General features: G+C 70.5%; 20 protein-coding genes. 10 read left to right on the forward strand and 10 right to left on the reverse strand.

All coding sequences use genetic code 11. From position 1 onward, the window contains the following. Positions 1–40: 40 nt before the first annotated feature. The 6 genes from Pla163_RS01750 to Pla163_RS01770 all read left to right on the forward strand — a co-directional run bounded on the left by Pla163_RS01750 (position 41) and on the right by Pla163_RS01770 (position 5,327). Complete coding sequence (locus tag Pla163_RS01750) at positions 41–1,195, forward strand: YceI family protein (protein WP_419186205.1); 1,155 nt, start codon at positions 41–43, stop codon at positions 1,193–1,195. Beyond that, complete coding sequence (locus tag Pla163_RS18585; RefSeq protein WP_419186206.1) at positions 1,192–1,626, forward strand: hypothetical protein; 435 nt, start codon at positions 1,192–1,194, stop codon at positions 1,624–1,626. The genes Pla163_RS01750 and Pla163_RS18585 overlap by 4 nt, the downstream gene beginning before the upstream one ends. Further along, entirely contained in the window at positions 1,623–2,348 is a 726-nt protein-coding gene (ubiG, locus tag Pla163_RS01755; RefSeq protein ID WP_419186207.1) for a bifunctional 2-polyprenyl-6-hydroxyphenol methylase/3-demethylubiquinol 3-O-methyltransferase UbiG, read from the forward strand. Before Pla163_RS18585 ends, ubiG begins: the two co-directional genes overlap by 4 nt. Positions 2,349–2,378: 30 nt before the next feature. Continuing rightward, positions 2,379–3,161 carry a methyltransferase family protein gene (locus Pla163_RS01760; protein ID WP_145182659.1) on the forward strand — a complete coding sequence of 261 codons (783 nt, stop codon included), beginning with the start codon at positions 2,379–2,381 and terminating at the stop codon, positions 3,159–3,161. Further along, the gene (locus tag Pla163_RS01765) at positions 3,158–4,222 is read left to right on the forward strand and encodes a type III polyketide synthase (protein WP_145192294.1); all 1,065 of its coding nucleotides are present in this window, start codon (positions 3,158–3,160) and stop codon (positions 4,220–4,222) included. Before Pla163_RS01760 ends, Pla163_RS01765 begins: the two co-directional genes overlap by 4 nt. A gap of 142 nt (positions 4,223–4,364) precedes the next feature. After that, the gene (locus Pla163_RS01770; protein WP_145182662.1) at positions 4,365–5,327 is read left to right on the forward strand and encodes an NAD(P)-dependent oxidoreductase; all 963 of its coding nucleotides are present in this window, start codon (positions 4,365–4,367) and stop codon (positions 5,325–5,327) included. Positions 5,328–5,372: 45 nt separating this feature from the next. Here the strand turns inward: Pla163_RS01770 and Pla163_RS01775 are convergent, their stop codons facing one another. The 6 genes from Pla163_RS01775 to Pla163_RS01800 all read right to left on the reverse strand — a co-directional run bounded on the left by Pla163_RS01775 (position 5,373) and on the right by Pla163_RS01800 (position 11,677). Beyond that, positions 5,373–5,891 (reverse strand): hypothetical protein, encoded by a 519-nt coding sequence (locus tag Pla163_RS01775; protein WP_145182665.1) that lies wholly within the window; start codon positions 5,889–5,891, stop codon positions 5,373–5,375. A gap of 241 nt (positions 5,892–6,132) precedes the next feature. Further along, positions 6,133–7,206 carry an RMD1 family protein gene (locus Pla163_RS01780; RefSeq protein ID WP_145182668.1) on the reverse strand — a complete coding sequence of 358 codons (1,074 nt, stop codon included), beginning with the start codon at positions 7,204–7,206 and terminating at the stop codon, positions 6,133–6,135. Positions 7,207–7,282: 76 nt separating this feature from the next. Next, positions 7,283–7,765, reverse strand: a complete 483-nt coding sequence (locus tag Pla163_RS01785) for a nuclear transport factor 2 family protein (protein WP_145182671.1) — start codon at positions 7,763–7,765, stop codon at positions 7,283–7,285. A gap of 29 nt (positions 7,766–7,794) precedes the next feature. Continuing rightward, positions 7,795–9,051 (reverse strand): right-handed parallel beta-helix repeat-containing protein, encoded by a 1,257-nt coding sequence (locus Pla163_RS01790; protein WP_145182674.1) that lies wholly within the window; start codon positions 9,049–9,051, stop codon positions 7,795–7,797. A gap of 56 nt (positions 9,052–9,107) precedes the next feature. Beyond that, on the reverse strand, positions 9,108–10,367 hold the full coding sequence (locus Pla163_RS01795) for a right-handed parallel beta-helix repeat-containing protein (RefSeq protein WP_145182677.1): 1,260 nt from the start codon (positions 10,365–10,367) through the stop codon (positions 9,108–9,110). 65 nt (positions 10,368–10,432) lie between these two features. After that, complete coding sequence (locus Pla163_RS01800) at positions 10,433–11,677, reverse strand: right-handed parallel beta-helix repeat-containing protein (protein WP_145182680.1); 1,245 nt, start codon at positions 11,675–11,677, stop codon at positions 10,433–10,435. Positions 11,678–12,277: 600 nt separating this feature from the next. Here Pla163_RS01800 and Pla163_RS01805 point away from each other — a divergent pair. The 3 genes from Pla163_RS01805 (at position 12,278) to Pla163_RS01815 (ending at position 15,850) form a co-directional block, all read left to right on the forward strand. Beyond that, complete coding sequence (locus Pla163_RS01805; protein ID WP_419186208.1) at positions 12,278–12,862, forward strand: ECF-type sigma factor; 585 nt, start codon at positions 12,278–12,280, stop codon at positions 12,860–12,862. Between the two features lie 91 nt (positions 12,863–12,953). Then, a complete protein-coding gene (locus tag Pla163_RS01810; protein WP_145182686.1) occupies positions 12,954–15,155 on the forward strand; it encodes a serine/threonine-protein kinase in 2,202 nt (733 codons plus the stop codon). Between the two features lie 224 nt (positions 15,156–15,379). Continuing rightward, the gene (locus Pla163_RS01815) at positions 15,380–15,850 is read left to right on the forward strand and encodes a hypothetical protein (RefSeq protein ID WP_145182689.1); all 471 of its coding nucleotides are present in this window, start codon (positions 15,380–15,382) and stop codon (positions 15,848–15,850) included. Positions 15,851–16,158: 308 nt separating this feature from the next. Here Pla163_RS01815 and Pla163_RS01820 read toward each other — a convergent pair whose 3' ends face one another. From Pla163_RS01820 to Pla163_RS01830, 4 genes are all read right to left on the reverse strand, one after another. Next, positions 16,159–16,512, reverse strand: coding sequence for an AhpC/TSA family protein (locus Pla163_RS01820; protein WP_419186209.1), 354 nt, complete (start codon positions 16,510–16,512; stop codon positions 16,159–16,161). Positions 16,513–16,566: 54 nt separating this feature from the next. Beyond that, positions 16,567–16,704, reverse strand: a complete 138-nt coding sequence (locus Pla163_RS18590) for a hypothetical protein (protein ID WP_419186210.1) — start codon at positions 16,702–16,704, stop codon at positions 16,567–16,569. After that, entirely contained in the window at positions 16,701–17,567 is an 867-nt protein-coding gene (locus Pla163_RS01825; protein ID WP_419186211.1) for an alpha/beta hydrolase, read from the reverse strand. The genes Pla163_RS18590 and Pla163_RS01825 overlap by 4 nt, the downstream gene beginning before the upstream one ends. 324 nt (positions 17,568–17,891) lie before the next feature. Continuing rightward, the gene (locus Pla163_RS01830; protein WP_145182698.1) at positions 17,892–19,484 is read right to left on the reverse strand and encodes a sulfatase; all 1,593 of its coding nucleotides are present in this window, start codon (positions 19,482–19,484) and stop codon (positions 17,892–17,894) included. Positions 19,485–19,587: 103 nt separating this feature from the next. On the opposite strand from Pla163_RS01830, the gene Pla163_RS01835 reads away from it, so the two are divergent. After that, a complete protein-coding gene (locus Pla163_RS01835; protein ID WP_145182701.1) occupies positions 19,588–20,034 on the forward strand; it encodes a hypothetical protein in 447 nt (148 codons plus the stop codon). The last annotated feature ends 4 nt before the right edge of the window (positions 20,035–20,038 follow it).

Below are 20,038 nucleotides of genomic sequence, written 5' to 3' on the forward strand. Positions count from 1 at the left end.
TTCCGTGGCGCTGGCACGCTCGTTGCCTTCCCGGTCCGCCATGAAGCGAATTCTGCCGTGGATCGGGGCCCTCGCCCTCGTCGCCTGGACCGGCGCGGGAGCAGCGGCGTGGATGCTGACGAAGGACCACGTCACCGTCGTCCTGACCGAGGGCGAGTCGTCGCGGACCGTCGCCGACGACCCGGTCGCGCTCATGCGTGACGACGTCGCCAGTCTTCAGGCCGACGTGGCCGCGCTCGCGAAGGCCCTCGAGGGGAACCTCGGCGTGCTCGATCAGCGCGACGACGAGCGCGCGGCACAGCTGCGGCGCGAACTCGCCGACGTGCGCACCGAACTCGCGCGCCTCCAGGGCGCCGGCGAGGGCGCGCTGGTCGCCGAGATCGGAGCGCTGCGGCGCGAACTGACGTCCACTTCGGCGCGCGCCACCGTGCGCCGCGCCGGAGCGGGTGAGGGAGAGACTGGGTCGGAGGCACCGCCCGTCGCGACCGATCCGTCGGACGCGGTGGCGGTGTCCTCCGGCCTTTCCCCCGCATCCGAGGAGGAGGTGGTGGTCGAAGCCGTGGAGGTCGCGGTCGAAGAGGTCGCTCCGGCGCCGCGCGCGAGCTTCCTCGCGTTCTCGCTGCCTTCCGACGACTTCCGCTTCGACGAACGCCGCAGCTGGACCGTCGTCCCGAACCTCAGTCGAGTCGGGTTCGACGGCGTGAGCACGCTGCACGACTTCACCGGGACGACCTCGGCGATCGCGGGCACCATGGACTTCGATCTGGCGCACCCCGCCGACGAACCCCACGGTCACATCGAGGTCGAGAGCCGCAGCCTGCGCACCGGAAGCGACGGCCGCGACTCCGAGATGTTCGACGTCATCGCGGTGGACGACTACGAACAGTTCGTGTTCGAGCTCACCGCATTCGAACCCGAGTCCGTCGACGTGGACGGGCGCACGGTCCACGGCACCGCGCGCGGCACGATGACGATCCGCGGCGTGTCCCAGGACCTCGCGTTCCCCGTCACGGCTGCGGTCGACGCGAGTCGCCGCCTGTCGCTCGACGGCGAGACCACGCTGCACCTGCCCGACTTCGGCGTCCCGGTGCCGAACAAGCTCGGACTGATCACGATGGAGGACGACATCCGCCTGTGGATCGCGGTCCGCGCGCGGCTCGAGCCCCGCACGGAAGCCAAGGGAGGGCGCTCGTGAGCCGACGCTTCGGACTTCGAACCGCGGCGCCCGCTCTGGCCGTCGCCGCGTTGTTCACCGGGTGCCACAGCGCCGTGCTCGACGCCGAGCAGCGCGCCGTCGTGGACCCGCTCGACGAACTGGTCTGGGCGCCGGGCACCGCTGCGGACGTGCCCGGGTCGTACACCTCGGTGCGGATCGAAGGTCCGGCCGCGGCCGTGCTGATCGAGGTGCACTACCGCTTCGACGCGGACGGGACCTTCACCGGCGCCGGGCTCGTCTCGCAACCCACCTACGCCTTCCAGGTGCTCAACGGTGAGTGGCGCGTCGAGGACGGACTGCTGTTCTTGAGTGCGGACGGTGCACCGGCCACCCTGGAGGTTGCCGAGGAGTACCTGCGCATGGCCGGGGACGAGGGGATCGTCCTGTTGCAGCGGAGGCCCGAGGCGTGATCCACGTGGCCAACGACCTCGAGCTCTACGAACGTCACGCGGACGAATGGTGGGATCCGTCCTCGCCCGTCTTCCGCTCGCTGCGCGCCACCAAGGCGTTGCACATCGAGATCCTCGACGAATTGATCGAGCAGGAGCTCGGCGGGCGGGCGCCCTTCGCGGTGGACCTGGGCTGTGGCGGGGGACTGCTCGCGGTTCCGATCAGCCGGCACACCGACCACATGGTCGGGATCGATCGCAGCGGAGCCAGTGTCGCCGCCGCGAATCGTGAAGCCCGCCGGACCGGCGCATCGTGCCACTTCGTGCGCGGAGACGTGGCCGACGTGCCGCTGGCGTCGGGGATCGCCGACCTGGTCGTGCTCAGCGACGTCGTCGAGCACGTGCCCGATCCCGAGCGCGTCGTGCGGGAAGCGGCGCGCCTGCTGCGACCCGGTGGAATCGTCTTCGTGAACACGCTCGCGCGCACGTTGCGCGCGCACCTGCTCGCGGTGACGTTCGCCGAAGGGGTGGGGCTCGTTCCGCGCGGGACCCACGATCCGAAGATGTTCGTGCTGCCGGAAGACTTGATCCGGATGGCCGACGGGGCAGGGCTCGAGCTCGTGCGCCTCGAGGGAGAAGCCCCGATGATTCGTCGAACCTTGCGCACCTGGGCGATCCATCTGAGGCGTTCGAGCAACGTGGCGGTGTCGTACAACGCGACCTTCCGCCGGCGGGCCGACTGAGGGATCGGAGACTCTCGAGGAGTCCGCACCATGAGTGGAACAACGATCGAAGCCGCGGCTCAGAGCCCGGCATCTGGGGAAGGTGTGTTCGAACGGCGCTTCACGGCGATCGTCGCGGCACTCCTCTGTCACACGACGTTCGTCGTCGCCGTCGGCGCGATGTTCGTCGGACTGTGGAACGGGATGGGCGTCGGGATCGGGCGACTCGAGGGCTCGAGCGCCTGGATCGCGAACACGCTCCTGCTGCTGCAGTTCCCGCTCTTCCACTCGCTCGCGCTGTCGAGTCGCGGCCGTGCGGTCATGGCGCGCCTGGTTCCGCGCGGCCACGGACGGACGTTGGCGCCGACCACGTTCGCGGCCTTCGCGGCGTTGCAGGCCTTGGTCACGTTCGGACTCTGGTCGCCCAGTGGGATCGAACTCTGGCGCCCGGAAGGTGCGTGGTACTGGGCCTGGACCGTGCCCTACGCCGGCGCCTGGATCTTCCTTCTGATGGCGCTGCGCGACGGCGGCATCGGACTGCAATCGGGGGCGATCGGCTGGCAGGCTCTGTGGGCCGGTCGCGCCCCGCGCTTCGGTGGCATGCCGACCAGCGGAACCTTCGCCATCTGCCGTCAGCCGATCTACCTCGGATTCGCTCTCACGCTCTGGGCCGGACCCGTCTGGACCGCCGATCACCTGTTCATCGCCTTGGTCTGGACCGCGTACTGCGCGATCGGACCGATCCTCAAGGAACGTCGGTTCCGCGCGCGCTACGGTGCCGCCTTCGAGGACTACCAGGCGAGCACTCCATACTTCCTTCCCAAGATCTTCTGATGAGAATCGTCTCCGTCGGGCGCGCCCTGCCCGAGCACCGCTACGAACAGGCCGAGATCACGGCCCAGTTGCAGTCGTTGCTCGACGTTCCCGATGAACTGCGACGGCGTGTCGACGTCCTGCACGAGCGGGTTCGCGTCGGCCACCGCCACTTGGCGCTGCCGCTCGAGGCCTACTCGGACCTCGCGACGTTCGGCCAGGCCAACAACGCCTGGATCCGCTGCGCCATCGACCTCGGCGAGCGCGCCGTCAACGACGCGCTCGACCGCGCCGGTCTCGGAGTGAAGGACGTGGACATCATGTTCGACGTCACGGTCACAGGGCTCGCGAGTCCGGCGCTCGACGCGCGCCTCGTCAATCGCATGGGGCTGCGGACCGACATGAAGCGCGTGCCGATCTTCGGCCTCGGATGCGTCGCCGGCGTGGCCGGAATCTCGCGCGCCGTCGACTACCTGAAGGGCCACCCGAACGAAGTGGCCGTGCTGCTCTCGGTCGAGCTCTGTTCGCTGAACCTCCAGCGCGGCGACCTCTCGACGGCCGCCATGATCTCGACCGGCCTGTTCGGCGACGGAGCCGCGGCGGTGGTGCTGGTGGGCGAGGAGCGCGCGCGCGCGATGGGTCTCGAGGCGCCCGCGGTCCGCACGACGCGCTCGGTGTTCTACCCGGACACCGAGGACATCATGGGCTGGGACATCTCCGAGAACGGGTTCCGCATCGTGCTGTCCGAAGGCGTTCCGCGGGTGGCGCGCGAGAACCTCGGCCCGGACGTGACCGCCTTCCTGGCCGAGCACGACCTCACGCCGCGCGACGTGGCGAGTTGGGTCTGCCACCCGGGCGGTCCGAAGGTGCTCGAGGCGATGCGCGACTCGCTCGAGCTCACGGACGACGACGTGGCGCTCTCGTGGAAGGTGCTCGCCGAACAGGGCAACCTGTCGAGCACGAGCGTCCTGATGGTGCTGCGCGAGGTCTTCGACGGCCGCCGCCCCGAGCCCGGTGACGTCGGGATGTTGGTCGCGATGGGGCCGGGCTTCTGCTCCGAGATGATTCTCGTCGACTGGTAGGAGACTGGAGCCGGCCGCGCGATCGTCGCTGCGGCGTGTCGGTCGTCCGCCGCGTGGGGTCGGGCGCAGTGGCGAGTCGGTCGTCCGCCGCGTGGGTTCGGGCGCAGTGGCGTGTCGGTCGTCCGCTCCGTAGTCTCGGGCGATGGCGACGCGCGCGCTGCTCCTGCACTCGGACCCCGACGAGCTCTTGCCGCTGCTGGTGGAGCGCTGTCCGGACGCCGATTGGCGCGCCGCGGCCACCCCCGACGAGGTCGAGCCGACGCTCGCGACCCATCGGCCCGAGGTGGTCTTCTCGATCAAGCACAACGGCTTTCCCGGGCCCGCGCACCGACCGGCGCTGGCCGCCCCGGACGTGCGCTGGTTCCAGGTCGGCGGATCGGGCCGCGACCACCTGGGCACCTGGGATCCGGCGCGCGTGACCGTCACGACTTGCGCCGGTGTGCTCGCGCCCTTCCTGGCCGAGCGCGCGCTCGCGGCGCTGTTGTCGCTGGCCACCGGTCTGCCCGGTCTCTTGCGCGCGCAGGCTGAACGCCGCTGGAGTCCGACGACGTTCCGTCCGCTCGCCGGGCGCACGCTGCTCGTGGTCGGCGTCGGGCACACGGGCGGGGAGTTCGCGGCTCGCGCCCGCAGCCTGGGGATGCACGTGATCGGCGTTCGCACGAGCCGAGCGCCCCATCCCGCGCTCGACGAGGTCCACGGTCCGGACGCTCTGTACGACCTGCTGCCGCGCGCCGACGTGCTGTCCTTGCACGTTCCGCTCGGCGACGCGACGCGGCACTTGATCGATGCGCGCGCGCTCGCCGCTCTGCCGGTCGGAGCGCTGGTGCTCAACGCGGCGCGCGGTGCGGTCGTCGACCCCGACGCCCTGGTGGCCGAACTCGAACGCGCACCGTCCGAGCGCCGGATCGCCGGTGCGTGGCTCGACGTGTTCGAGACGGAGCCGCTCCCGTCCGACCACGCGCTGTGGTCGCTCGAGAACCTGCTGCTGACGCCGCACTGCGCGGACCAGGCCGACGGGTGGCCGATCCTGTTCGCCGAACGCTTCGCCGACAACTGGGAACGACGCCGACGTGGTCAGGACCTCGTCGGCGTCGTTCGTCCTTGACGCCTACCGGCGTGTGTGGCGCCGCAGCACTTCGGGTCGTACCGCTCAGAGTGTCGCCTGCCAACGACCCGCGAAAGCGCCGTCCTGGTTCGGGAAGAGCGGGAAGTCGCGGAAGCGTCCGCCGATGGTGCCGATCGGGATGGTGGGGCCGTGCGGCGAGACCTGGCGCGAGATCGTGCCCTTGAACGAGCCTCTTCCGATCAGGCTCGACGCGGTCCAGTCACCCGAGACTTCGTAGCGCGGCCAAGCCAGCCCGCTGCCGTCGTCGAGCAGGCCGTCGATGGTGCCGAACCGCAGTGCGAGTGCGGGGCTCTGGATCTCCTCGAGCGACACCTTCAGCTCGAAGACCGTGGCGCCCGACGCGTCCGCGATTGTTCCGCTCGCGACGCCGAGCGAGCCCACATCCTGTGGCAGGTCCCACAGGCCGAAGGTCGCGCCGAGAACCTGCATCGGCGGTGCAGGTGCGGCGTCGAGTGGGGACGCGTCGAACGTGAACAGCGCGAGCGTGGCGGCCGTCGTGAGTGCGGCGCCGGTACCGAGGCGAGTGAGCAAGTTGCGAGTCATCGGGACCTCATTCGTGGGGCGTTGCGAGTGAGACTCCGCTCGGGACATCGAGCGGTTGTCGGACCCGAGCCCTAGCGTGGTTGCGACGCGCCGTCACGAGCGCGACGACGACGCCCGTGCCACCGTTCCAGTGCGACCGCTACTGTGCGATCGTTCCCGTGCGACCGTCCCCGCGCCTCTCGACGGCATTGCCACGACGGCGTGTAGGTACCGCTCGTTCCGCGTGAAGCGGGCGTGCGTGTCAGACGAAGTAGATCACGATGTCCACCGCGATCAGCACGATGATGATCCACTCGAGGATCTCGGAGCGTCGGTGCGCGGCCTGGTCCGCGAGACTGCCGTAGATGCTGTGCAGCGTGCCGAGTTTGCGCGCGATGGCCGAGTCCCAGTCGTCGAAGTGGAAGCGTCGCGACGCCGCCCGGTAGAGCCGCGCGAGGTAGTCGTCGCCGAAGAGCTTCAGCGCGTTGTCGATGCCCTGGTGCAGCAGCGCGTCGTCGGCCTCGGTGCGCCCGATGCGTTCCAGTTCGCGCCGCAACGACGTCCAGGCTCCGAGCGTCGTGCGCGGCGCCGTCAGCAGGCGGTAGGCCGCTTCCGTCTCCTCGTCGAGGCGGTCGTCCAGCAGGCGCAGTTCGAGCAACTCCACCGTGGCGAGCTCGAGCAGCAGACGTTCGTCGTCGGTCTCGTGCCCGACCAGGATCGCTCCCAACCAGTCCACCAGCGCCAGGTCGCGGACGCCGTACGAGATCGGCGTGTCGAGCGCGTCGCGCACCTCTTGCTCGGAGAGTCGCTCCGCCTCCGCACGCAGGACCTGGGCCAACGTTCCGCGGTGCTCGAGCGACCAGGCCTCGACGTCGGAGACCGGAGGTTCCAACTCGAAGACCACGTAGTCCTCGACCAGGCGGTGCAGGCCCGGCTGGTCGCAGGCTTCGTGCAGTTCTCGCACGACGTCGAGCGCGACGACCCGCGAGCGCTCGGTCAGTTCCGTGTTCGCGTACAGCGCCCCCGACAGCTCGACCAGGTCGTCCAGAGCGTGGTCGATCGCGAGCGTCCACGTGATCGCGACCGCGCCGAAGTCGTAGAGGGCGATCTCGACGTCCTCGGCGGTCTGGAGTTCGCTCGCCGCGCTGCTCGGCGCCTTCCACGAGAAGCGCACCGGCGCCGCCACGCCAGCTTCGGCCGGGAAGCCGCCCTTGTGGTGGAAGTTCGTCCGGCGCGCGGTGCCGAGGACGGATTCGGCGCGGACCAGATCGATGGTGCGCGCGACGTCGAAGCAGTACAGGACGCGGCACAGGCCGCTGAGGCGAGGTGGTGACATGGTGGTCGGGTCGGAGGCGCGGGAGTATGGCGCGCGCCGCGCCCGACGCAAGGCCCGTCACAGGCGGCCGACCGGCTCAGTCGCCGGACATGGAAGGCGGGACCGCGAAGATGCGCGTCACGAGCAGCCAACTCCCGCTGCGCTTCGCCCAGATGTCGGTGATCGAGCGGCGCTCGCGGCGCATCCGACCGTCCGCCTCGACCACGTTCCGGTCGAGGTCGAACGCCACGGCCACCAGGCCCTCGCCGATGCTCTCGGCCACCGGCCGCAGGACGAGCAATTCGTCCGCGTCGGCGCCGTCGCCGCTGGTCAACCGATCGAGCCACTCGTCGCGCTCCACCGTGGCCGGCGCGGTACCGGGCTCCACGTAGCTGACGCGGAACTCCTCGGCCAACAGGGCTTCGATGCCAGCGCCGTTGCCGGTGCGCTCGAGTTCGGCGAGGTGCCGCTCGCGCGCGATCAGTTCCTGGGCGTCGACCTGGAGGGCACAGCCGACGAGAGGCAGGGCGGCGAGGAGGAGGACCGAGGATCGGACGGCGTTCGTGGAAAGGGTGCTCACCCGGGCACTCTAGCGCCCCGCCACGTGCGTCACAGACTCGCGTCCACCAGCAGCAGCGCCGACGGCGTTCCGACCGCGAGCCCGAGAACCGGGTCGACGAGGACGGGTTGGACGAACAGCGGCAGGTGCCCGAGGCCGGGCGGGAGCAGCAGCGTTCCCTGCACGACGCTCTCGTCCAACAGGCCCGACGCGGGCAGCGGGACGAAGGGCACGAGCAGCGTCGGGCCGCCGACCACGACGGCGCCCGTGAACACGCTCCGCGCGAGCTGCGGAGCACCCGGGGCGAAGCCGAGGTCGAGGTACGTCGCGGCGCCCGGGGTTCCGGTCAGCTCGAACGCGAACAAGTCGCCCGACCGCAGCGGCGACTCGACGTGCAGCCGCGGCGCCTGGCCGGGAGGGACGAAGACCGACGTTCCGGGCGCCTGTTGGACCGCCACGCCGTCGGCGCCGCTCGAGCAGCCCGGGAAGGCCGAGCCACCCGCTCCGCCTTCGACGCTCGAGTCGAACAGGAACACGCGTGTCGACGGACCGCCGGTCACGACGATGCCCGCGCCGCCCGCTCCACCGTTCTGACAGCCCGACGGATCGTTGGCACCGAAGGCGCCGGGGCCACCGTCGATCGCACAGCCGGTGAAGACGGCCCGATCGTCCGCCACGCGCACCGCGGGACGCGCCGGGGTGTTGCCGAAGATGCTGCTCAGACCCTCGATGCCGCCGACCTGGCAGTCGAACAGCGCCGTGTCGCTGTTCACGAGGTCGAGCGAGACGTCGACGGGGAAGGCGAAGCTCAGGGGGCCCGGCGTGAAGGTGCAGCCACTCAGGGCCACGGCCGTGCTGTCGAGGACGCGGGCGCGACCGGTGGCGATGCCGCTCCCGCCGCCGATCACGCAGTCCTCGATCCAGACGCGGCCGGCGCAGTCCTCGATCAACAGCGTGTCGCTCGGTCCGAACACGGACGGGAGCGACGCGAGCCCGCGCACCGTGACCGAGCGCGAGGCGGCCAGATCGGCGACCACCAGTCCTTTCACGGTGACGTGCGCGTCCGCGTCGGCCGTCAGCGTCACCGTTCGCGCACCGAGAACGACGAACTCCGCGTAGCTGCCGCTGCGCACCACGATCGCGTCGCCGTCGGCCGCAGCCTGGAGCGCCGTGCCGATCGACGTGAAGTCCGACCCCGCGCCGGCCGCGACGTCCACCACGTGGACCGACTGCGCGTGGGCGGGTGCGACCGCGAGGACGGCGAGGACGTGGACGGACGCGAACAGGGTGGCGGCGTGGTTGCGCACGGAGGATCGAGGGGCGGGCGGGCCGCCGCGGTCGAGCGCGGCGTTCGGTGGCCCGCTCAGAACGCGGGATCGAGCACGAGCAACGACGCCGGCGTGCCCACGACGAGTCCTTGGACCGGCTCGTACATGAGGTGCTGGAAGTGCAGCTCGAGGTGCGAGAAGCCCGGCGGCAACAGGATCGTCCCCGGCAGGTCCTCGTAGGTCAGGTTGCCGTCCGGGGGCACGGGGAAGAACGGGATCATCAGCTGCGGTGCTCCGACGGTCACGACGCCCGTGAGGATCGGGTGCCCCGCGATCGGTCCCGGTCCGAACCCGATCAGCAGCCACGTCTGCGAGCCCGGAACGCCCGACAGATCGAAGTTGAGCAGCTCGCCCGAGCGCAGTGGCGTGACGAGTCGGTAGAGCGGCGCCAGCGTTCCGGTCGGCGTGTGCGTGCCGTTCAGGATCTCGACCTGCGAGCCGTCGACACCCGGCACGTTCGTCGGACAGGTCGGGTCCACCTGACCGCCCGCGCCGGGGACGAACTCGCAGTCGATCGTCGTCGCGGTCGACGGAGTGACGCCTCCCAGGCGCAGAGCGGGTGCGCCGTCGCCGCCGTCGCTGCACGTTCCGAACGGCCCGAGTCCGTACGAACCGGCCCCACCGGTCAAGCGGCAGGCGGAAAGGGTCGCGATCGACTCGATGAGCTCGACGGCCGGGGTTCCGCTCTGCGGTGCGCCGAAGAGCGCGGGCGGAGAGCCTTCGCGCCCGGTCGCCCAGCACTCGAACAGCGCGACGCGCGACTCCCGCAGCACCAAGGTCGGAACGACGAGGAAGACCTCGGGTTCGAGGATGCAGCGCGCGAACGTGACGTCGGTCGAACGCTCGACGAACTTCCCGCCGCTGCCCGACGTGGGGTTCGTCTGTTCGCCGGACCCGAGCACGCACTCCTCGATCAGTACCGGGCCCGCGCAGTCCACGATGCGCAACGAGTACCCGGACTCGATGGTGCGCGGGGCCGTCTCGATGCCGTTGATCAGGACCGCACGCCCGGCGGAGAGGTTGCGTACCTCGAACCCGTACACGACGACCCATGAGGTCGTGTCGGCGACGATCGACAGGTCGCGATCGTCCAGGACGACGTTCTCGAAGTAGTGGCCGTCGCGCACGAGCAACGTGTCGCCGTCCGCGGCTCCCGCGACGCCGTCCGAGATGGTGGTGAAGTGGCTTCCCGCACCGCCGAACGCGTCGACCACCCAGACCGTCTGGGCCGCAGCCTCGCCTGCGGTGGCGAGCGGAGCGACGAGGGCGAACGCGATGGACGTGAGTGAGCGCATGTGGGTGTTCGGGCTGGGGCGGGTGACGGGTGGTGCGTGCCTGCGGAGGTTCGTCGCGCGTCCGTTCAGAACGACGGATCGAGCAACAGCAGCGCCGTCGGCGACGCGGCGATCAGCTCGAACGTCGGCTCGAAGGCCACGGGCTGGAAGTACAGCTCGAGGTGCGTGAAGCCCGGCGGCAGGATCAGAGTGCCCGGCAGGTCCTCGTCGCCGAGCGTGCCGTCGGGCGGGATCGGGAAGTAGGTCAGGAGCAGTTCCGGCGCACCGACGACCGCGACGCCCGTCAGCAGCGGGGCGTAGGGCTTCAGCAGCCCGGGCGAGAAGCCCAGCAGCATCCACGTGGTCGATCCGGGCAGCCCGGACAGCTCGAACTCGAGCAGCTCGCCGGAGCGCAGCGGCGAGTCCATGGCGAAGCGCGGCGCGACCCCCGGCAGCGCGGACACCTGGCCCGCGACCACGACGAACGGCGGTGCATCGGCGCCCGCACTGCAGCCGCCCGAGCTCGCAGGTCCACCGACTCCTCCGGTGGCCGTGGAGTCGATGATCTCGACGCGGGCGAGTCCGGTCCCGATCGCCTCGAGCGCCGGTCGACCGTCGCCTCCGTTCTGGCACGGATTCGCGCCGATGAAGCCAGGACCGCCGTCTCCGCCCGCGAGTTCGCAGGCGGCGATGGTCACGCGCGCATCGTCCACGAGCACGGCCGCACTGGCGACGCCGGGTCCGATCACCGAGGGACTCGCGTCGGCTCCGACGACCGAGCACTCGAACAGGGCGACGGCCGAGCGCCGGATCGACAGCGTCGCCGCTCCGCCGCCGCTGGAGGGTGGCGAAAGGGTGCAGCGGGTGAACGTGACCGCGCGCGTGTCGTCGATGCGTACGACCCCGCCCACGATCAACGACGCGCCCTCGAACCGACAGTCCTCGATGCAGATCCGCCCCTCGCAGTCGTCGACGACGAGGTTCGACTGTTGACCGAAGAGCTGGGGTTCGGTGATCAGTCCGCGCAGGGTCACGGACTTGGTCGCGGCGAGGTTCACGATCTCCACGCGCTCGACCTCCACGACGGCTCCGCTGTCCGCGACGATGGTGAGATCGAGGTCGTCGAGGACGATCGGGCCGAGGTAGTCGCCGCTGCGCACGAGCAGGGTGTCGCCGTCGGTCGCCGACTGCAGCGCGAGAGGGAAGTTCGTGAAGTCCGAGCCCGGCCCACCGGCGGCGTCCACAACCCACAGGTTCTGGGCCTGGACGGTCGGCGACAGGGCGAGGAGGAGCGCGGCGGCCGCGAGGGTGTGCAGGGCGGAGGCGAGCATCGAAGGAGGGGGAAGGGGCCGACGTGGATGCCAACGGTGTGCCCAGGGTAGGGCGCTCCCGCTCGAGCGGGGCGGAACCCGGGTGGACCGGGATCGCCCGGGCGACGAGTGAACGTAATGTCATATGGAGGGCGTGGTTGTGCTATTTCGCCCCCGCACCGGCGGGATTCCCCGACGAAATGTGGCGCCCGCTCGTCGGCTTCGTCGTGTTGAGGGGTGCCGGTGCCTCGTCGGGCTCGGCTCGTAGATCCGCGGTGGACGATCGACCCCGGCTGCTGGCTTCGTGTGCGGTCTCCGCGCACGGGGATGGGACCAGCTCTCGCCTTGTCCTCGTCGTTCTCGCCGCGGGTGTTTCGGACCGACCTCGCCGCCGACCGGTCCGATCGAGCCCGACGTCGCACGGCCTTCCCGGCATGTCCGGGGTCGGGACTCGCTCCGGCCTCGGGGATGCCGGGTTCCCCCATTTCTCGACCCGTCCGCCGTTCGGTCGGGCCCGTGCCGTCGCGTCCGCGCCTCTGACTCCCCGCGAGTCGCTCCGCGGTCCTAGGCTCGGTCCCGACGTGCTCCGGTAGCCCGTCCATCCCATCCCCGACCGCCGGCGTGACCGATCCCCCCGAACGCACCCCCTCCGACGGCGAGACCTTCACGCCGATCCTCCAGCGCGCGCGCGACGGCGACGACGCCGCGCGGTCGCGGCTGTTCGAGGTGCTCTACGCCGATCTCCGTGCCCGCGCGGCCGACCAGGTCCGGCGGATGGGGGCCGCGGGCGAGATCCAGGCCACGGAGTTGGTGAACGAGGCCTATCTCAAGCTGCTCCGCGCCGACCGCGTCCGCTTCGAGGACCGAGCGCACTTCCTCGCCGTGGCGTCGCGCTCCATGCGCCAGGTGCTCGTCGACCACGTTCGTTCGCGTCGGAGGATCAAGCGCGGCGGAGAGGCCGAACGCGAGCCTCTCGACGCCGTCGTCGCGACGTTCGAAGCGCGCTCGGGCAACCTGGTCGACCTGGACGTGGCTCTCGAGGACCTCGCTCGCCGGGACGAAGTGGGCGCGCGCGCCGTGGATCTGCGCTTCTTCGCCGGCCTGAGCTCCAAGGACACCGCCGCTCTGCTCGGACTCAGCGAGCGGTCCTTCGATCGCAAGTGGCAACTGGTGAAGTCGTGGTTGGCGTCGCGCCTGCGCAGTTGACCACCGCCTCCTGACCACGCTCCACCGACCAACGCACTCGAACGTTCGGACCCGCCTCCCACCTCCATCGTCCCACTTCCTCGACCTGGCCATGCCCGACCACACACCGAACGAGCCCAGCTGGGAGCGCGTGGAAGAGGTCTTCTACGCCGCCTGCGACATCGACGACGCTGGCGACCGGGCGGCGTACGTGCGCGAGGCCTGTGCCGGCGACGAGGAGCTGCGCGCCGAGGTCGAGCGCTTGCTCGAGGTGCGCGATGGCGACTCGCAGTTCCTCGAGCCGCCGCCGTTGGTGGCGGCGGACCTCGCCGGGCGCGTCATCGACGACTTCGAGGTCGTCGAAGAGATCGGGCGCGGCGGCATGGGCGTGGTCTACCGCGCGAAACAGCGCTCGCTCGGGCGCGAGGTCGCGCTCAAGGTCCTGCCGCTCGTGCTGCGCGGGAACGACGCGGTCTCCGAGCGCTTCCGACGCGAGGCCATTGCGGCCTCGAAGCTGCGCCATCCGGGGATCGCGACGGTGCTCGCGTTCGGCGAGATCGACGGCACGTTCTACTACGCGATGGAGCTCGTCGAGGGCACGAGCCTGCGCGACGCGATGGACCGAGCGTTCCGCGGCGAACCCGTCGAAGGCGACCCGGACCTCATGGACCCGAAGGTCTGCGCCGACCTCGTGCGTCAGATGGCCGAGGCCCTGCACTTCGCCCACGAAGCCGGCGTCATCCACCGCGACGTCAAGCCGCACAACATCTTGATCGAGCGCGACGGCCGCCCGCGGCTGATCGACTTCGGGTTGGCCAAGTTGCTCGACCTGCGCGGCGTCACGCTCACGGGCGACGTCAACGGCACGCCGCACTACATGAGCCCCGAGCAGGCCGACGCGACCCGGCGGAGCGTGGACCGGCGCACGGACGTCTACTCGCTCGGCGCCGTGCTCTACGAGCTGCTCGCGAAGCGCACGCCGTTCCTCGGCGCGTCCAGCTACGAGGTCCTGTACCGCATCACCCACGACGAGCCGCGGCCCCTACGCAAGGTGGCGGCCGACGCGCCGCGCGACCTCGAGGTGCTGTGCGCGCGTGCGCTCGAGCGCGAGCCCGACGACCGTCTCGCCTCCGCAGCCGTGCTGGCGGCCGAACTCGCGCGCTTCGTCGCGGGTGAATCGATCCACGCCGCGCCCCGCTCGGTGGCGCAGCGCGCGCAGCGCAGGGTTCATCGCAGTCGGCGCGGGATCCAGGTCGCGCTGGTGACGGCTGCGCTGGTGACGCTGTTGGCGTTCGCGCTCTGGCCGGATCCGAAGCCGTCCGCGACCTTCACCGTCCGATTTCTCGGCGACGAGGGTGTGTCGACACAGGTCGATGTCTTGCAGATCCCGTTCGAAGGCAGAAGGGCCGAGACGCTCCAGTCCTTCGAGTTCGTGGGCGAGGCGTCGATCGAACTTCCGACCGGGATCCACCGCGTACTCGCGAGCGACGGGGAGGTCGAGTGGGACCACAAGGCGTACTCGGAGACCGGAGGGGACCTCCAGGTCATCTCGTTCCTGGACGACGCGCGTCTACCCGACGACGAGCTCGTCATCGTGCCGTCCCAGACCGTGAGGTCGTGGAGGACGTACTTCTCTCCGAACGCCGAGCCGCCGCAGGACAGCGCCGAGGTGGTCGAGACCGCGTCCTTCCGCGTCGCCCCGGACCTCCTCACGTTTGCTCAGGCCCTGGAGGCCATCGGTGCGATCGAAGGTGCTGCCGCTGCGGCCGAGTTTCGCGCGTGGTTGCTCGCGAAGTTCGAAGGCGCGGAGGACTTCGACGAGGATCGCTTCTTCGACCTCCCCGCGACCTACCTCGACTTCGATCGTGCACAGAACTGCTTGAGCTACTTCGGCCTACGACTGCCGACCATGGCCGAGGCCGTCGCCCTCGTGCGCGGTGGCGAGGACTGGCTCGTCGGTGGCATCGTCGACCCGGATGCGACACCTTTGAGGCTGGGATCGATCGAAGTCGAGGGAGTCCTACGGGGCCTCCGGGAGTACTACCGATTCGGAGGCGCCGTCGGCGAAGGACGACCCCTGGGGCCACTCGGCCTGCGCTATCCACTCGGCAACGTCTCGATCTGGACCTCGACCCCGGTCGAGTATCGCAACGTCGACGGCGATGTCGTCGGGCTCGGGGAACCGGTCTCCTACGGTGTCTCGTGGTTCGGAGGCGTCTCCAGTCTCACGTTCGAGGAGCCGCACCTGGTCGGTGTCGGAGACCGCGGCCGCGGCTACGTGACGACGGGCGTCCGCGGCGTACGCGACCTCTAGGTGCTGGACGAAGTGAGTCCTCGGGTTGCTCCGCAGCGTGTCGGTGAACGCATGCCTTCCAGTGGTCAGCGGCGTCGCAATGTCGAGCAAGCGCTCCTGAGGTCTCGCCGAACACTCTTCCACGCGGCCCTGTCGCCGCGCTTCCCTGCCACCACCTCCCGCTCGTCGCGACCGACCGGTGTGAACGCCCTGGTCCGTCGAGCTCGTCCTCGCTGCGAACGAACATGACCACGCTCCCGTACACGGCGTCCCTCGCCGCCGTCTTCGATCACTCGGCCGCTGGCGTCTATCGCGCACTCCCTGCCGCCGAGCGGGCGCGCATCGATGCGGAGCTTCGAGCGCTCCTCTACGCGGGCGTCGGGAAGTCTCCCTCGGGGCCGCCGTGGACCGGTGAGGTGACCGTGATCGACGAGGGCGACGACACGGTGCTCGACATGCAGGCGATCGCGGCGCTCCAGGACGAGCTCATCGACGACTGGAACTCGAAGTACGACCTGAAGCTGCGCGTCCTGCGTGGTGAGGAAGTAGATCCCACCTGGAAGTGGGCGTACATCGATGGCGTGCGCGTGCGCGTCCCCAACGACTGGGTCGGCCTCGTCGGCGGCGCTGGCATCGACCCGTTCGCGCTCCTGCCGGACGACCTGGGCGAGAACCTCTCCGGTCAGCTGCGCATCCAGATCGCCGTTCGGGGGTGACGCAACCGGCGATGGCGATGCTCGCGTCTCGCCGACCTACTCTCGGGTTGTGCACAGCCAACCGTCGCCCAGCGGCGATCGCGTCGTCGCGCGCGTGGTGCTGCGTCCACCCGCCGGTTCGATGCGGTCTCTGCGCGGTCGGAACCTAGTGGTGTGATTCGCTCTGTTGAGGCATTTCGGCGTTCCGTACGGGATGCGATGCAAGGCGCGCCGACGACTCGACTTCGCTGTGAGTCTCGGAGGAGGCGCAACGCAGCAGCGCGCCCGTACGGGACGATGGAAATGCCCCAAGAGAGCGAATCACACCACTAGGTAGGTGTGGGCGCCCCGCGAGCCTGTCGCACCCGTTCGAGCAGGTCGCTCCACTTCGGATGGTCGGCCGGCGTTTCCCCGCGGTGGGCGAACGAGACGTCGGCGCCCGCGACGACGAACGCACCGGACAGGAGGAACGTGTCGCCGACCGGCCGGCCGACGCCGTACATCCGGTGCTTCCAGAAGGCCTTCACGACCTTCAGCGAGAACATCTGACCGAGGCTCGCCCGTCGCAGCCCGAAGGCCGGATAGAGCCTGCGTTCGGTGTCGGAGACGACCCGCGCCTCCGGCCAGCGGCCCTCGAAGAACTCGTCCGCCTGCTGCACCGTGCCCTGCGCGACGAGGAGCACCTCGTCCGGGGTCGCCAGCTGGCTGAGTTCGTCGACGGCCTGGCGGCAGAAGGTTCAGCCGTAGTGCCGCAGGAACACGACCGCCGTCGGCCGCTCGCCGACTTCTTCGCCGAACGTGCTCCCGCTCAGGTTGCGGCCCGCGACGGGTTCACCGCGAACCGCGTCGTCGAGATGGTGGAGGGTGGCCGTCATCGCACGATCCTTCGGCCCGGGCGCGCCTGTGGTTTCGCCGGGCGGCTCCATGTGATGGCGTGGGCGGCGACGGCGTCGAGGCACTCCGACCGCCCGCGCTCGAGATGGGCCGCGTGGTCGCAGCCCGGGACGACGACCTCCGTCAGTTGGTCCTGCTCGAGGCCGATGAAGAGCTCGACGGCGGGGCGCGACTCGGCGATCGGATCGAGAGCGCCGCGCAGTACGAGGGTGGGGACGGTGACGCGTGCGGCGTCGAGCTCCTCGAAAGTGGACCAGTCGGACCAGTCCATGCGCACCGGATCGGTGGCCAGGGCGGCGCGCACGAAGCCCGCGATCGCGCGCTCGGAGATGGCGTCCGGAGTGATGAAGTCCGAGCGCGCGTCCTCGGCCGTGGTGGGGATGCGCTGGGGGTCGTCGGCGGTGGGGAAGGCCTCGAAATCGCGCTCGTCGCCCGGCCAGCCGTACAGCACCAGCCCCGCCATTGGTTCGGGCGCGCGTTGGGCCGCGAGTTGGGCGACCCAGCTGCCCAGGGACCAGCCCATCACGGTCGGCCGGCATCCTTCGCGCTCGGTCACCCAGTCAACCACGGCGAGCAGGTCGGCCGACGCCTCGTCGGGATCGTTGAAGCCGTCGGCGTCGCGTGCGGTGGCGCCATATCCGCGCAGATCGAGCGCGTAGCAGTTCACTCCGCGCGCGACGAGCCCCTCCATGAACGAGAGTTCCTCGCCCTCCACCGCGAGGTCGAAGTCCGGCACCGCGCTCCACGTCATGCCGTGCACCAGCACGATGCACGCGCGCGACTCGGAGGCTTCGCGAACGTGCACCGCGAGCAGTTGACCGTCGTGCTCGACGCGTTCGATCACGGTGTCGGGCGCCGCAGGTTCCTGTCCGGGACGGGAGTGATCGCACGCCACGAGGGTCGCGAGGACACAGAGCGCGGCCAGCCGCGCCACGGGCCGAGCGTACGAGTCGCGTTGGACGGCACGCGGGGCGCAGTCAGCGGCGAAGGAGCGCGAGAGTCTTCGATGCATGGGACGCAGGCTACCTGGTCGCAGCGCCCGGTCCGCACTCCGGCCCGCACTCCGGCCCGCACTCCGGGCCGCGCGCGTCGCTCTCGCGCGTCGCAGTCCACCCGAGCCGCGCGACTCGATTCGTACCCAGGGCTTAGCTCTCGCCCGCGCCCAGGATCAGCGCCCTTCCGTCGCGCTCCGGACGTCGTCGCGCACGGCCGACCAACCCGCGAGCAGCTGTTCCGTCAGCGCCGCCAGCTCGCCCTCGCGTCCGGTCGCGTCCGACACGTCGACCAGTTCGAGCGGGTCGTTCGTGTGGTCGTACAGCTCCACGTCGAGCACTTCGTCCCGATCCGCCATGCGCACCCAGCGCGTCAGTCGGTAGCGCTCGGTCCGCATCGACAGACCGACGCGCATGCGATCGGGAACCGCCCCGCGCGTCTGCTGACTGAACACGGCGCTCTTCCAGGCGCGCTCGGGATCGACGAGCAGCGGCGCGAAGCTCGTGCCTTCGAGGTGCGCGGGCAGCGGGAGCCCACAGACCTCGGCGAGCGTCGGGTACAGATCGACCAGTTCGACCAGCCCGGCCGTGCGGGAACCGGCGCGCGTGACTCCCGGAGCTCGCAGCAACAGGGGTACGCGCGTGTCGAGCTCGACCGTCGTCTTCTTGCACCAGGCGCCGAACTCGCCGAGCTTGTAGCCGTGGTCGCTCCAGATCACGACCACGGTGTCGTCGGCCAACCCCAGTCGATCGAGCGCGTCGAGCACGAGGCCGACCTGTGCGTCCACGTACGACGTGGCCGCCCAGTAGGCGCGGCGCAGCTCGCGCGCCAGTTCGTCCGGCAGCGGCCCGTCGGGCACGCCCTCGAACATCCGCAGTTCGGCACCGTCGAGGATCGCGTTGCTCGGCGCACCGGCAGGGCGCTCGCGGTAGCTGGCGAGTTCGATCGATTCCAGCGGGTAGGCGTCGAAGTAGCGCTGCGGCGCGACGAAGGGCAGGTGCGGTCGCAGGAAGCCGAGCGCGAGGAAGAAGGGCTCGCGTTCGCCGCCGTTCGAGCCTCCGCCGGAGCGCGCCGCGAACTCGGTCAGGGCCTCGACGCCGCGGCGGGCCACGAGTCCGTCGTGGAACGTCCCGTCGTCGACGGCGGCCGCCTCGAACGCCCGCCCGCGGGCCGCCACGCCGATCGCCGAGTCCGCGTACTGGACGACCTCGTCCTTGATCGGCATCCACGGCTCCGACCACGACCGCTCGTCCACGAGGTTGCCGTGGTGGACCTTGCCGACGGCGCGCGTGGTCCAGCCGTGCTCCTTGAAGTGCTGCGGCAGCGTCACGACGTCCGGCAGCGTGTCGCGGAAGTGCTGGTCCTGATCGTGCACACCGCTCGTGTCCGGGCGCACGCCGGTCAGCACGCTGGTGCGCGACGGGCAGCAGCTCGCGAACTGGCAGTAGGCCCGCTCGAACGTCAACGCGCGGTCCGCGAACGCCGTCAGGTTGGGGGCGAGCACGTGCTCGGAGCCGTAGGCCGGAAGCTCGCAGCGCAGGTCGTCGATGCTGATGAAGAGCACGTTCGGGCGCGTCGCACTCGAGGCGCCGCCCGGCGAATCCCCGGGGGCGCGTCCGTCGTCACCGCCGCCGTCACCGCCGCAGCTCGCGGCGAGCGCCAACAGTGCGAGGGCGGCGAACGTGGCGACCGGGCGCGCGTGGCTCGCGGGCCGCTCGCTCCGGCCGCTGGCTGCACGGGTCGGGTCGCAGATGGAGTCGGACTGCACGCGTCGAGGCTATCAGACGCGGTTCGGCCGACACCGACCCCCCGGCGGCATCGGGAGCGGACCCGTGTGCATCGGTCCACTCGATCCGTGCGAAACTCCGCGCGTGCAGGACCTCCTCCTCATCCACGCGGCGGCGACGTTCGCGCTCTTCGGGCTCGTCTGGACCGTCCAGCTCGCGATCTACCCCCTGTTCGAGCAGGTCGGCGAGGCCGGGTTCCATGCCTACCACCAGCGCTACACCCGTCGCATGGGCTTCGTCGTGGCGCCGCTCATGGTCGTCGAACTGGTGACGGGCATCCGGCTCATGTCCCAGGTCACGCCGGGTGCGTCGATGGCCGTGGAGTGGTCGGCCTTCCTCCTGATCCTGCTGATCTGGGGCACGACGGCGATGGTGAGCGTGCCGCTGCACAACAAGTTGGGCGCGCAGTTCAAGGCCAGCACGGCGCGCATGCTGACGGCGACGAACTGGATCCGCACCGGGGCCTGGACGCTGCGCGCGGGGCTGGTCGGTTGGATGGTCTGGACCGAGTTCATGGCCGACGCCGCCTGACGCC

Source organism: Rohdeia mirabilis, assembly GCA_007750655.1.
Classification (GTDB): Bacteria; Planctomycetota; UBA1135; order UBA1135.